Here is an 11,663-nt window from a genome sequence, read left to right on the forward strand (position 1 = left end):
ATTAACCTTGGCGCTGTTTATGACGCGGCTCGGTGCAGATGACACGAACGACGCCTTTGCGCTTGATGATCTTACAGTTGCGGCAGATCCGCTTTACTGATGCGAGCACTTTCATTTTTGCCCTCTTTCTAACAGTTCTAGTTACTTTACTTTGTACGGAACACGATGCGTGCCCGGCTCAAATCATAGGGTGTCAATTCCACCGTCACCTTATCGCCAGGCAAGATACGGATATAGTTCATTCGCATCTTGCCGGAAATATGCCCGAGGACTACATGCCCGTTTTCCAACTTGACCCGAAAGGTCGCATTCGGAAGATTCTCGAGAATCTCACCCTGCATCTGGATTACGTCGTCTTTTGCCATGCGGTCTCTATCTTCTTTCCTACCCGGGATTTCCTGGTCAGCGACCGGGAACACCACCTTTGAAGTTGGCTTTGCGTAGCAGCGATTCGTACTGCTGCGACATCACATAGTTTTGTACTTGTGCCATGAAGTCCATCGTCACAACCACGATGATCAGCAGCGAGGTCCCACCAAAATAGAACGGGACTTTCCACTTGGCGATCAGGAACTCGGGCAGCAAACATACCAGAGTGATATAGACCGCTCCAGCCAAGGTCAGTCGCATCAATATCTTGTCGATATACCGCGCGGTCTGGTCACCTGGTCGAATACCTGGGACGAACGCACCGCTTTTCTTCAGATTGTCAGCCGTCTCTTTGCTGTTGAACACCAGTGCAGTGTAGAAAAAGCAGAAGAACACGATGGCAATCGCATAGAGCAGCGCATGAATCGGCTCGCCGGGCGCCAACGATGCAGCAAGATCCTTCAAGAAGCGTACGAACCCGTTGCTGGTATCACCCGAGGTGAACCAACTGGTGATCGTTGCCGGGAACAGAATGATCGACGATGCAAAAATCGGCGGAATCACGCCTGCCATGTTCAGCTTCAGCGGCAGATGACTACTTTGGCCACCGTAGATCTTGTTACCGACCTGACGCTTTGCATAGTTGACCAGGATCTTCCTTTGGCCGCGTTCGATGAACACGACGAGGAAGGTCACCGCAGCAACGATCAGACAAATCAGAATCGCGGCAATTGGTCCCATCGACCCCGTCCTCACCAGCTCGAACAAGCCGCCGATTGCATTCGGCAGACCCGCTGCGATACCTGCAAAGATGATGATCGAGATACCGTTGCCAAGACCACGCTCGGTGATCTGTTCACCAAGCCACATCAGGAACATCGTGCCGGTCACCAGCGTTACCACCGTCGTAAAACGGAACGCGAGACCAGGATCAATCACCAATCCAGCCTGAGACTCCAGTGCGACACCAATACCTAGCGCCTGAAAAACAGCAAGTGCCAGCGTACCGTAACGTGTGTACTGCGTGATCTTGCGGCGTCCAGCTTCGCCTTCCTTCTTCAGCGCCTCCAATTGCGGAGACACGATGGACAGCAACTGCATGATGATCGATGCCGAGATATACGGCATGATCCCCAACGCAAATATCGTGAACCTAGACAGCGCACCACCGGAGAACATATTGAACATTCCCAGGATGCCGCCCTGATTTTGCTTGAAGAGCTGTGACAGCTGGTTAGGATCAATACCGGGAACAGGAATATGCGCTCCTATCCGGTACACCACCAATGCAGCAAGCAGAAACCACAAACGGCCCCATGGAAAGCCACTTGCTGCACCCTTAGCGAGTTGCGGAGTTGTCGCCAATTATTGCTCCGTACTAATCGATTGCTTAAGCAATCGTACCGCCGGCTGCTTCGATAGCGGCCTTCGCACCCTTTGTTGCGACCACGCCCTTGACGGAAATCTTCTTAGTGATTTCACCGGACTTGATAACGCGAACAAACCGTGCCAATTCCGGAACGAGTCCGGCTTGTTTCAATGCCAGCAGGTCAACTTCCGCCACGGGCAACTTGTCCAAGTCAGCGAGACGAACTTCTGCCTTGAAAGGCGTTGCCAGCGACTTGAAGCCACGCTTCGGCAAGCGGCGTTGCAAAGGCATTTGACCGCCTTCGAAGCCGACCTTGTGGAAACCGCCGGAACGGGATTTTTGACCTTTGTGTCCACGGCCGGCGGTCTTGCCCAAGCCTGAACCGATGCCACGGCCGACGCGGCGTTTCGCATGCTTTGCGCCGTCAGCCGGTTGAATAGTGTTCAATTCCATGATTTTCTCCGCTCGTAAAGCAAGGCTTTACGAAACCACCTTCACGAGATAGGAAACTTTATTGATCATGCCGCGCACTGCCGGCGTGTCCTGCAGTTCCGACACCGAATTCGTACGGCGCAGTCCGAGACCACGTACGGTTGCACGGTGATCCTGACGGGTACCAATCAGGCCCTTGACCAGCTTGACTTTAATCGTGTTTGCCATGTCTTCACCTTAGCCCAGGATTTCTTCGACCGATTTGCCGCGCTTGGCTGCAATTTCGGACGGCGTGTTCATGTTGGCCAGACCGTTCAGGGTCGCACGAACCATGTTGTAAGGATTGGTGGATCCGTTGGATTTCGCGACGACGTTCGTGATGCCCATTACTTCGAAGATAGCACGCATCGGACCGCCGGCGATCACGCCAGTACCATCCTTTGCAGGCGAAATCATGACGGAAGACGCACCGTGCTTACCCGTGACAGTATGCTGAAGCGTACCGTTGCGCAGGGTTACCTTGATCATCTTCCGACGGGCTTCTTCCATCGCCTTTTGTACGGCCACCGGCACTTCTTTCGACTTACCCTTGCCCATACCGATACGGCCATCGCCGTCACCAACGACCACCAACGCGGCGAAACCCATGATGCGGCCACCCTTGACCACTTTGGTCACGCGGTTGACTGCGATCATCTTTTCGCGCATGCCGTCGTCGCGCTCTTCGCCCTGGGGCGCCTTTGCTTGCATTTTTGCCATGACGATTATTCCTTAGAACTTCAAGCCAGCTTCGCGGGCTGCTTCTGCAACGGCTTTCACGCGACCGTGATAGCGGAAGCCGGAGCGATCAAATGCAACCTCGGTGATGCCAGCTTGCAGCGCTTTTTCTGCAACGCGCTTTCCAACCAAGGCTGCAGCTGCAGCGTTTCCGCCTTTGCCCGACTGGCCAGCGAGCTGCTGCCGAACTTCTGCTTCGACTGTCGACGCAGATGCGAGCACTTTGGCGTCTGGGCCAATAATGTTCGCGTAGATGTGCATGTTCGTACGATGCACAGCGAGTCGGTTGACTTTGAGCTCTGCAATCTTGAGCCGGGTCTGCCTTGCGCGACGCAGACGCGATTGTTTCTTGTCCATCATCGACCCCTTTACTTCTTCTTGGTTTCTTTGAGCGTAACCACTTCGTCCACATAGCGGACGCCCTTGCCTTTATACGGCTCGGGGCTGCGGTACGCACGAACTTCAGCGGCGGTCTGACCGACTTTTTGCTTGTCGACACCCTTGATGAGGATCTCGGTTTGCGTCGGAGTCTCGCACTTCACGCCAGCCGGCATCTGGTGAACGACCGGATGGGAGAAGCCGAGGGACAGGTTCAGCTTGTCGCCTTGCGCTTGTGCACGGAAGCCCACTCCTACCAGGGACAACTTCTTCTCAAAACCTTTGGTCACGCCAAAGACCATGTTATTCACCAGTGCACGCAACGTTCCGGACATGGCGTTCGCCTCACGGGACTCGTTTGCAGGGGTGAACAACAGAGTGTTATTTTCATTTACGACATTTACCAAGCCGTTGAGCGGCATGGAGAGGGCGCCAAGCGGGCCCTTGACAGAAATTCTGTCCGCAGCAATCGTGACTTCGACACCGGCCGGAAGTGCGATTGGCATTTTACCTACACGAGACATCTTGCACTCCTTAGGCCACGTAGCAAATCACTTCGCCACCGACACCGGTAGCGCGCGCTTTGCGATCAGTCATTACGCCCTTGGGAGTGGACACGATAGCCACGCCAAGACCGTTCATTACCTGGGGAATGTCATTTTTCCCCTTGTAGATACGAAGACCAGGACGAGACACGCGCTCAAGGCGCTCGATGACCGGACGACCAGCGTAATACTTCAAACCGATCTTCAACTCAGCCTTACCCTCAGCTTCTGCCACGGCAAAATCTTCGATATAGCCTTCGTCTTTCAGCACCGTTGCAATCGCGACCTTCACTTTGGAAGACGGCATTGCCACCGTGGTTTTCTGGACGACTTGGGCGTTACGGATACGGGTCAGCATATCGGCGATAGGATCGCTCATACTCATTGCTTGTTCTCCTATTACCAGCTTGCTTTAGTGATTCCCGGGATTTCACCACGCATGGCGATTTCACGGATCTTGGTACGTGCCAGACCAAACTTACGGAACGTCCCACGCGGGCGACCAGTCAGTTTGCAGCGATTGCGCTGGCGAGTCGGGTTCGCATTACGCGGCAACGCCTGCAACTTCAGGCGCGCTTCGTAGCGCTCTTCTTCCGACTTGGTTTGGTCATCAATGATGGCCTTCAACTCAGCGCGCTTGCCTGCAAACTTTTTAACCAAGTCTGCGCGCTTTTGTTCACGGTTAATCAGTGCCAGTTTTGCCATGGCATCCTCAATTTCTGAACGGGAATTTAAATGCGGCGAGGAGTGCCTTCGCCTCTTCGTCGGTCTTTGCGGTCGTGGTAATGCTGATGTTCATGCCACGGAGCGCATCGATCTTGTCGTACTCGATCTCGGGGAAGATGATCTGCTCTTTGACACCGATGTTGTAATTGCCACGGCCATCGAACGAACGGCCGTTGACACCACGGAAATCGCGAACACGGGGCAGCGCCACAGTGATAAGACGGTCAAGGAACTCGTACATCCGGGGACCGCGCAGGGTAACCATGCAGCCGATCGGATAGCCTTCGCGGATCTTGAATCCAGCGATTGCCTTCCGGGCTTTCGTTACCACGGGCTTCTGGCCAGCGATTTTTGTCAAGTCACCGACCGCATGCTCGATGATCTTCTTGTCCGCGACCGCTTCGGAAAGACCCATATTAAGGGTGATCTTCTCGAGTCGAGGGACTTCCATTACCGACTTGTAGCCAAACTTCTTGACCAAGTCAGCAACGACTTTTTCTTTATAGAATTCTTGGAGACGGGCTACCATGTCTTACACCTTAACGACTTCGCCATTAGATTTGTAGACGCGGACTTTCTTTCCGTCCACTACCTTGATCGCCGCGCGGTCTGCCTTGCCGGTCGCCGCATTGAACAGGGCGACGTTCGAAACATGGATCGGCATTGCCTTGTCCACGATTCCGCCCGTTGCGCCGGTCATCGGGTTCGGTCGCACTGCCTTCTTAGCGACCGCGACACCTTCAACGACGACGTGCTCTGCGTCAACGCGCTGCTGGACAACGCCGCGCTTGCCCTTGTCTTTTCCAGTCAAGACGATAACTTCGTCATTCTTAAGAATCTTGTTCATGACGACACTCCTTACAGGACCTCTGGCGCCAGCGACACGATCTTCATGAAGCGCTCAGTGCGCAGCTCACGTGTAACTGGGCCAAAAATACGGGTTCCAATGGGCTCAAGCTTGTTGTTAAGCAAGACGGCAGCGTTGCTATCAAACTTGACAAGCGAACCATCCTGGCGACGAACACCTTTTGCAGTGCGGACAACCACAGCGTTGTAAATTTCGCCTTTTTTCACACGGCCGCGGGGAGCCGCGTCCTTGACGGTGACTTTGATGACGTCGCCAATTGTCGCGTAACGACGCTTGGAACCACCTAGCACCTTGATGCACAGAACTTCGCGCGCACCAGTATTGTCGGCTACCTCGAGCCGGCTTTCAGTTTGAATCATAGTATTTTCTTTCCCAACTTAATCCGCTTGTCCGCCCAATGCGGCCGCGCGGTCAGTCTTGGTCCTGTCAGCTGACTTTGGCGAAGCCACGCCGATTAGGTGGACGGTTACAAAACTCCCGTGGCGGCAAGATCGCTGCACACAGTTCGTATTGTGAGGCACTGCTACGTTCGTCGCGAGATTGCGAGAACCAAGCCCAGCATTATGTCAGCAAAACACCGGGCTTGCAACTACATTTGTGTTCAAACGATTTGGGCGACTTGAACGACGCGAGTAAGGTACCAAGCTTTGGTCTTGGAAACCGGGCGACCTTCCTGAATCTCAACTGTATCGCCTTCTTTCGCCTGATTGGTTTCGTCGTGCGCATGATACTTGTTGGAACGAACAACGATTTTTCCATACAAGGGATGCTTAACGCGACGCTCCACCAGTACGGTGACCGTCTTGTCCATTTTGTCAGAAACGACCTTGCCGACCAGGGTACGCTTCAGCGACTGCTTGACTTGATCGTTCATTACTTGGCGTCCTTCTGATCCATGACCGTTTTCACGCGCGCGATATCGCGGCGAACCTTTTTCAGCTGAGCCGTGTTGCTCAGCTGTTGCGTAGCGACTTGCATGCGAAGGCTGAATTGCGCCTTGAGCAAATCGTTCAGCTCTTTCTGAAGCGACGCTTTGTCCTTGTCGCGGAGTTCAGATGCTTTCATTTTCTACTCCTGTTATTGGCCGACCTGGCGAACCACGAACGTGGTCGACAGGGGCAGCTTGGCTGCAGCCAGGCGGAAGGCCTCCCGAGCCAATGCTTCGTCGACGCCGTCCATTTCATAGAGCACTTTGCCAGGTTGAATTTCAGCGACGTAGTACTCCGGATTGCCTTTACCGTTACCCATACGGACTTCGGCGGGCTTCTGAGAAATCGGCTTGTCAGGGAAGATACGAATCCAGATACGGCCGCCGCGCTTGATGTGACGTGTCATGGCGCGACGAGCGGCTTCAATTTGACGAGCGGTAATGCGACCGCGCGCGATTGCCTTAAGGCCGAACTCGCCAAAAGAAACGGCGGTTCCGCGCTCATGCGAAATGCCCTTGTTGCGGCCTTTCTGCTCTTTACGATATTTTCTGCGTGAAGGTTGCAGCATTATTATTCTCCTGCTTTCTCGGGCGCGGTACCAGCGGGCTTGCCGCCGCCGCGTACGCGTTTGCCGGGTGCATTTGCACCGTCCGAACCGTCGGCCTTCTTAGCACGCGGCCGGCCGCCGGGCTTTCCATCATCACGGCGGGGACCACGACGCTTCTTGTCGTCTTCCGCGGGCGTTTCGATGGTGGGAGCTTCGCCGCTTGCGAGGCGGTCGCCCTTATATACCCAGACCTTGATTCCGATGATGCCGTAAGTCGTTTCTGCCTCGCCGAAACCGTAATCGATGTCGGCACGAAGAGTATGCAGAGGTACACGACCTTCGCGGTACCATTCCTTGCGCGCAATTTCGATACCATTCAATCGGCCGGACGACATGATCTTGATGCCATGGGCGCCGAGACGCATTGCGTTCTGCATCGCACGTTTCATCGCACGGCGGAACATGATGCGCTTTTCGAGCTGTTGCGCGATCGAGTCAGCGATCAATTGTGCATCGAGTTCAGGCTTGCGAATCTCTTCGATGTTGACATGCACGGGCACGCCCATCATCTTCGTGAGATCGGACTTGAGCACTTCGATGTCTTCGCCTTTCTTGCCGATGACGACGCCAGGCCGCGAGCTAAAGATCGTGATGCGTGCGTTCTTTGCGGGGCGCTCGATAACGATACGACCAACGGATGCATTCTTCAGCTTCTTCTTCAGATGAGCGCGAACCGCGAGGTCTTCGTTGAGCATTTTTGCGAAGGTGTCGCCGCCGGCATACCACTTCGACGTCCAGTTATGGGTAACCGCAAGGCGGAAACCATTCGGATGAATTTTCTGTCCCATCGTGACTCCTTAGTTGCCGACAGTCACGTAGATGTGACAGGTTTGCTTCGAGAAGCGGTCACCACGACCTTTTGCGCGTGCGATGAAACGCTTCATGACGGAGCCTTTCTCGACGTAGATCGTTTTGACCTTCAGTTCGTCGATGTCAGCGCCGTCGTTGTGCTCGGCGTTGGCGATAGCAGATTCCAGGACCTGCTTGATGAGCACTGCCCCTTTCTTGGGGCTGAAAGCGAGAATGTTCAGCGCTTGATCGACTTTTTTACCGCGGATCAGATCGGCAACCAGGCGGCCTTTTTGGGCCGACAGGCGCGCGCCACGGAGGGTAGCTTTAGTTTCCATATCGGACCTTATTTTTTAGCCTTCTTGTCAGCCGCGTGACCTTTGAACGTACGGGTGAGCGCGAATTCGCCGAGCTTGTGACCAACCATGTTTTCCGAAACATAAACGGGGACGTGTTGTTTCCCGTTATGCACTGCGATCGTCAAGCCGATAAAGTCGGGCATGATCGTCGAACGGCGGGACCAAGTCTTGATGGGCTTTTTGTCTTTCGACGCTTGAGCCGTTTCAACCTTCTTGATCAGGTGGGCGTCGCAAAACGGCCCTTTTTTCAATGAACGAGTCATGTGCTATCCCTTATTTCTTACCACGGCGCGAGACAATCATGGAAGTCGTACGCTTGTTGCGACGAGTCTTCTTGCCCTTGGTCTGCTGGCCCCACGGGGACACCGGATGACGTCCAGCAGCCGTACGACCTTCACCACCACCATGGGGGTGGTCGATAGGATTCATCACGACGCCACGAACCGTCGGGCGAACGCCGCGCCAACGCATGGCACCCGCTTTACCGATCTTGCGCAGATTGTGTTCACCGTTACCCACTTCACCGACCGTTGCGCGGCACTCGATGTGAACGCGGCGGACTTCACCGGAACGCAGGCGAACCTGAGCGTAGGAGCCGTCGCGAGCCATCAGAACTACGCCAGCACCTGCCGTGCGTGCGATCTGAGCGCCTTTACCGGGGAGCATTTCGACACAGTGCATCGTCGTGCCAACCGGAATGTTGCGGATAGGGAGGCAGTTGCCCGGCTTGATGGAAGCCTCGGCGCCATTCATGAGCTGGTCGCCCACGGCCACGCCCTTCGGCGCAATGATGTACTGGCGCTCGCCATCGGCGTAGCAGAGCAGTGCAATGTGCGCGCTGCGGTTCGGATCGTATTCAATACGTTCGACCTTTGCCGCGATACCGTCCTTGTTGCGACGGAAGTCGATCACGCGGTAGTGGTGCTTGTGGCCGCCACCGATGTGACGGGTGGTGATGTGGCCATTGTTGTTACGACCGGCGGTCTTGGACTTCTTCTCGACCAGCGCGGCGAACGGACGACCCTTGTACAGGTCGGCGTTGACAACCTTCACCATACCGCGACGTCCCGCGGACGTCGGTTTCATTTTCACGAGTGCCATTATTTAGCCTCCTCGGTGAAGTTGATTTCCTGGCCGGGCTTCAGGCAAACATACGCCTGGCGAGTATTGTTGCGGCGACCCATGAAACGGCCTGCACGCTTTTCCTTGCCTTGACGGTTCAGAACCTGAACGGAATCGACCTCGACTTTGAACAGCAGTTCGACTGCCGCCTTGATTTCCAGCTTGGTCGCGTCCGGAGCAACACGGAAAACAACTTGCTCATTTTTCTCTGCGACGAAGGTTGCCTTTTCCGAGATAACCGGTGCGAGCAAAACCTTCATCAAACGCTCTTCGCTATGCTTGACAGCTGCATTCATGCCAGCATCTCCTCAATCTTTGCCAATGCCGGCTTGGTGATCAGGACTTTCTTGTAGAACACCAGGGAAACCGGGTCGGCGTGACGCGGCTCGACGACCAGCACGTTCGGCAGATTGCGCGAAGCGAGCAACAGGTTTTCGTCGACGTTGTCGGTAATGACAAGCACGGAGTCCAAACCCATGCCCTTGAGTTTCTGCGCGAGCAGCTTTGTCTTGGGGGCGTCTACAGACAGGTTTTCGACTACGGACAGACGATCTTCGCGAGCAAGCTGGGAAAGGATCGAGCAGACACCTGCGCGATACATTTTCTTGTTGACCTTCTGCGAGAAGTTTTCGTCAGGCGAGTTCGGGAAGGTGCGACCACCTCCGCGCCACAGCGGGGAGGAAGACATACCGGCGCGTGCGCGGCCAGTCCCTTTTTGGCGCCAAGGCTTCTTCGTCGTGTGGCTGACTTCTTCGCGGTCCTTTTGCTTGCGGTTTCCGCTACGTGCGTTTGCCTGGTAAGCGACGACGATCTGGTGAATCAGCGCTTCGTTGTAATCGCGACCGAAAATGGTATCCGGTGCCGCAACATTCGATGCAGCCTGACCCTGGTCATTCAGGAGCTTGAGTTCCATCGATTAGGCTCCCTTCTTTGCTTTGACTTTGACAGCCGGGCGAACGATCACTTGGCCGTTCTTCGCGCCGGGCACAGCACCCTTGACAAGGATGAGCTGGCGTTCGGTATCGACGCGGGCGATCTCGAGGTTTTGGACGGTAGTGGTGACGTCACCGAGGTGACCGGTCATGCGCTTACCAGGGAAGACGCGTCCCGGGTCTTGGGCCATACCGATGGAACCGGGCACGTTGTGCGAACGGGAGTTACCGTGGGTCGCGCGACCGGAACCGAAGTTGTAACGCTTGATGGTACCAGCATAGCCTTTACCGATCGAAACGCCCTGGACATCGACTTTCTGGCCAGCTTCGAACATGGAGACTGCGATGTTCTCGCCTGCCTTCAGCTCGGCAGCCTTGGCTGCATCGATACGGAATTCTTTGAGGACGGTACCAGCTTCGACACCTGCTTTGGCAAGGTGGCCGGCTGCCGCCTTGTTCACGCGGGAAGCACGACGCTGACCGTAGGTGACCTGAACGGCGGTGTAGCCGTCAGTTTCGTCTGTTTTGATTTGCGTCACGCGGTTGTTCGACACGTCCAGCACGGTCACGGGAATTGTATCCCCGTCGTCCGTGAAGATGCGCATCATACCAACCTTGCGACCAACAAGGCCTAGGCTCATTGTTTTCTCCATTCCCACCTGCGATTGGGCGGGGCTGATGTTTGTACAACTAAAACGTCAAGGCACGGTGAAGCTTGCCTTGACCGAAGCCGAGCATTATAACCTGCATTTTTTCGAGCCACAATCCACTTCTTGAAGAAATTGTGGTATGTGGCTGGTTATAAGCGAATTGCTATTTACTGAAGCTTGATTTCGACGTCGACGCCAGCGGGCAGGTCGAGTTTCATCAGTGCATCGACAGTCTTGTCGGTTGGATCGACGATGTCCATCAGACGCTGGTGCGTGCGGATTTCGAACTGGTCGCGGGAAGTCTTGTTGACGTGCGGCGAACGCAGGATGTCGAAGCGCTGGATACGCGTGGGCAGCGGAACGGGACCCTTGACGACGGCGCCGGTGCGCTTTGCCGTATCGACGATTTCAAGAGCGGACTGATCGATCAGGCGATAGTCAAATGCTTTGAGGCGAATGCGGATTTTCTGGTTTTGCATGGTGTAGTCCTGAAAAGAGCGAGCTGCGGACGGAATTGTCCGCAGCATGATTTAGTCAAAGAGCGGTTTTGCTTGATTGAAACCAGATTACTCGATGATTTTAGCGACGACGCCGGCGCCGACGGTACGACCACCTTCACGGATAGCGAAGCGCAGGCCTTCCTCCATCGCGATCGGGTTGATCAATTGCACCGTGATCGACACGTTGTCGCCCGGCATCACCATCTCCTTGTCCTTCGGCAGTTCGATCGCGCCCGTCACGTCCGTCGTCCGGAAGTAGAACTGCGGACGGTAGTTGTTGAAGAACGGCGTGTGACGACCACCTTCGTCCT

25 protein-coding genes are annotated in these 11,663 nt (G+C 55.1%); all 25 read right to left on the minus strand.

Going from position 1 to position 11,663, the window contains the following annotated elements; translation table 11 throughout:
- Position 1: 1 nt before the first annotated feature.
- The gene (gene rpmJ, locus G3574_RS10415; RefSeq protein WP_014004415.1) at positions 2-115 is read right to left on the minus strand and encodes a 50S ribosomal protein L36; all 114 of its coding nucleotides are present in this window, start codon (positions 113-115) and stop codon (positions 2-4) included.
- Positions 116-146: 31 nt separating this feature from the next.
- Positions 147-365: a translation initiation factor IF-1 gene (infA, locus tag G3574_RS10420; protein WP_005663428.1), complete on the minus strand. Its 219-nt coding sequence runs from the start codon at positions 363-365 to the stop codon at positions 147-149.
- A gap of 37 nt (positions 366-402) precedes the next feature.
- The gene (gene secY, locus G3574_RS10425; protein ID WP_163962753.1) at positions 403-1,734 is read right to left on the minus strand and encodes a preprotein translocase subunit SecY; all 1,332 of its coding nucleotides are present in this window, start codon (positions 1,732-1,734) and stop codon (positions 403-405) included.
- Between the two features lie 25 nt (positions 1,735-1,759).
- Positions 1,760-2,191: a 50S ribosomal protein L15 gene (gene rplO / locus G3574_RS10430; RefSeq protein ID WP_163962755.1), complete on the minus strand. Its 432-nt coding sequence runs from the start codon at positions 2,189-2,191 to the stop codon at positions 1,760-1,762.
- A 27-nt stretch (positions 2,192-2,218) separates the two neighbouring features.
- Positions 2,219-2,398, minus strand: coding sequence for a 50S ribosomal protein L30 (gene rpmD / locus G3574_RS10435; protein ID WP_163962757.1), 180 nt, complete (start codon positions 2,396-2,398; stop codon positions 2,219-2,221).
- Between the two features lie 9 nt (positions 2,399-2,407).
- Entirely contained in the window at positions 2,408-2,929 is a 522-nt protein-coding gene (rpsE, locus tag G3574_RS10440; protein ID WP_163962759.1) for a 30S ribosomal protein S5, read from the minus strand.
- 12 nt (positions 2,930-2,941) lie between these two features.
- Positions 2,942-3,304 (minus strand): 50S ribosomal protein L18, encoded by a 363-nt coding sequence (rplR, locus tag G3574_RS10445; protein ID WP_163962803.1) that lies wholly within the window; start codon positions 3,302-3,304, stop codon positions 2,942-2,944.
- Between the two features lie 11 nt (positions 3,305-3,315).
- Entirely contained in the window at positions 3,316-3,849 is a 534-nt protein-coding gene (rplF, locus tag G3574_RS10450; protein ID WP_163962762.1) for a 50S ribosomal protein L6, read from the minus strand.
- A 10-nt stretch (positions 3,850-3,859) separates the two neighbouring features.
- Positions 3,860-4,255: a 30S ribosomal protein S8 gene (gene rpsH, locus G3574_RS10455; protein ID WP_163962764.1), complete on the minus strand. Its 396-nt coding sequence runs from the start codon at positions 4,253-4,255 to the stop codon at positions 3,860-3,862.
- 14 nt (positions 4,256-4,269) lie between these two features.
- Entirely contained in the window at positions 4,270-4,575 is a 306-nt protein-coding gene (rpsN, locus tag G3574_RS10460; protein ID WP_163962766.1) for a 30S ribosomal protein S14, read from the minus strand.
- 7 nt (positions 4,576-4,582) lie between these two features.
- Positions 4,583-5,125, minus strand: a complete 543-nt coding sequence (gene rplE, locus G3574_RS10465; protein WP_163962768.1) for a 50S ribosomal protein L5 — start codon at positions 5,123-5,125, stop codon at positions 4,583-4,585.
- Positions 5,126-5,128: 3 nt separating this feature from the next.
- Positions 5,129-5,443 (minus strand): 50S ribosomal protein L24, encoded by a 315-nt coding sequence (gene rplX / locus G3574_RS10470; RefSeq protein WP_163962770.1) that lies wholly within the window; start codon positions 5,441-5,443, stop codon positions 5,129-5,131.
- 11 nt (positions 5,444-5,454) lie between these two features.
- Positions 5,455-5,823 carry a 50S ribosomal protein L14 gene (gene rplN, locus G3574_RS10475; RefSeq protein ID WP_163962772.1) on the minus strand — a complete coding sequence of 123 codons (369 nt, stop codon included), beginning with the start codon at positions 5,821-5,823 and terminating at the stop codon, positions 5,455-5,457.
- A gap of 242 nt (positions 5,824-6,065) precedes the next feature.
- Complete coding sequence (gene rpsQ / locus G3574_RS10480; protein WP_163962774.1) at positions 6,066-6,338, minus strand: 30S ribosomal protein S17; 273 nt, start codon at positions 6,336-6,338, stop codon at positions 6,066-6,068.
- Entirely contained in the window at positions 6,338-6,529 is a 192-nt protein-coding gene (gene rpmC, locus G3574_RS10485) for a 50S ribosomal protein L29 (RefSeq protein ID WP_163962776.1), read from the minus strand. The genes rpsQ and rpmC overlap by 1 nt, the downstream gene beginning before the upstream one ends.
- A 12-nt stretch (positions 6,530-6,541) precedes the next feature.
- Positions 6,542-6,961: a 50S ribosomal protein L16 gene (rplP, locus tag G3574_RS10490; protein WP_163962778.1), complete on the minus strand. Its 420-nt coding sequence runs from the start codon at positions 6,959-6,961 to the stop codon at positions 6,542-6,544.
- A gap of 2 nt (positions 6,962-6,963) precedes the next feature.
- A complete protein-coding gene (rpsC, locus tag G3574_RS10495) occupies positions 6,964-7,788 on the minus strand; it encodes a 30S ribosomal protein S3 (RefSeq protein ID WP_163962781.1) in 825 nt (274 codons plus the stop codon).
- A 9-nt stretch (positions 7,789-7,797) separates the two neighbouring features.
- Complete coding sequence (rplV, locus tag G3574_RS10500; RefSeq protein ID WP_163962783.1) at positions 7,798-8,127, minus strand: 50S ribosomal protein L22; 330 nt, start codon at positions 8,125-8,127, stop codon at positions 7,798-7,800.
- A gap of 8 nt (positions 8,128-8,135) precedes the next feature.
- Positions 8,136-8,411, minus strand: a complete 276-nt coding sequence (rpsS, locus tag G3574_RS10505) for a 30S ribosomal protein S19 (protein ID WP_163962785.1) — start codon at positions 8,409-8,411, stop codon at positions 8,136-8,138.
- Between the two features lie 10 nt (positions 8,412-8,421).
- Complete coding sequence (gene rplB, locus G3574_RS10510; protein WP_163962787.1) at positions 8,422-9,249, minus strand: 50S ribosomal protein L2; 828 nt, start codon at positions 9,247-9,249, stop codon at positions 8,422-8,424.
- Positions 9,249-9,566, minus strand: coding sequence for a 50S ribosomal protein L23 (gene rplW, locus G3574_RS10515; protein ID WP_163962789.1), 318 nt, complete (start codon positions 9,564-9,566; stop codon positions 9,249-9,251). Before rplW ends, rplB begins: the two co-directional genes overlap by 1 nt.
- Entirely contained in the window at positions 9,563-10,183 is a 621-nt protein-coding gene (gene rplD / locus G3574_RS10520) for a 50S ribosomal protein L4 (protein ID WP_163962791.1), read from the minus strand. The genes rplW and rplD overlap by 4 nt, the downstream gene beginning before the upstream one ends.
- Positions 10,184-10,186: 3 nt before the next feature.
- Positions 10,187-10,843, minus strand: a complete 657-nt coding sequence (rplC, locus tag G3574_RS10525; protein ID WP_163962793.1) for a 50S ribosomal protein L3 — start codon at positions 10,841-10,843, stop codon at positions 10,187-10,189.
- 176 nt (positions 10,844-11,019) lie between these two features.
- Positions 11,020-11,331 carry a 30S ribosomal protein S10 gene (gene rpsJ, locus G3574_RS10530; RefSeq protein WP_019139724.1) on the minus strand — a complete coding sequence of 104 codons (312 nt, stop codon included), beginning with the start codon at positions 11,329-11,331 and terminating at the stop codon, positions 11,020-11,022.
- Between the two features lie 87 nt (positions 11,332-11,418).
- A partial coding sequence (locus G3574_RS10535; protein ID WP_456237892.1) for an EF-Tu C-terminal domain-related protein occupies positions 11,419-11,663 on the minus strand: 245 nt, incomplete at its 5' end.

This window comes from Noviherbaspirillum galbum, from assembly GCF_010974945.1.
In the GTDB taxonomy this organism is placed as follows: Bacteria; Pseudomonadota; Gammaproteobacteria; order Burkholderiales; family Burkholderiaceae_D; genus Noviherbaspirillum; species Noviherbaspirillum galbum.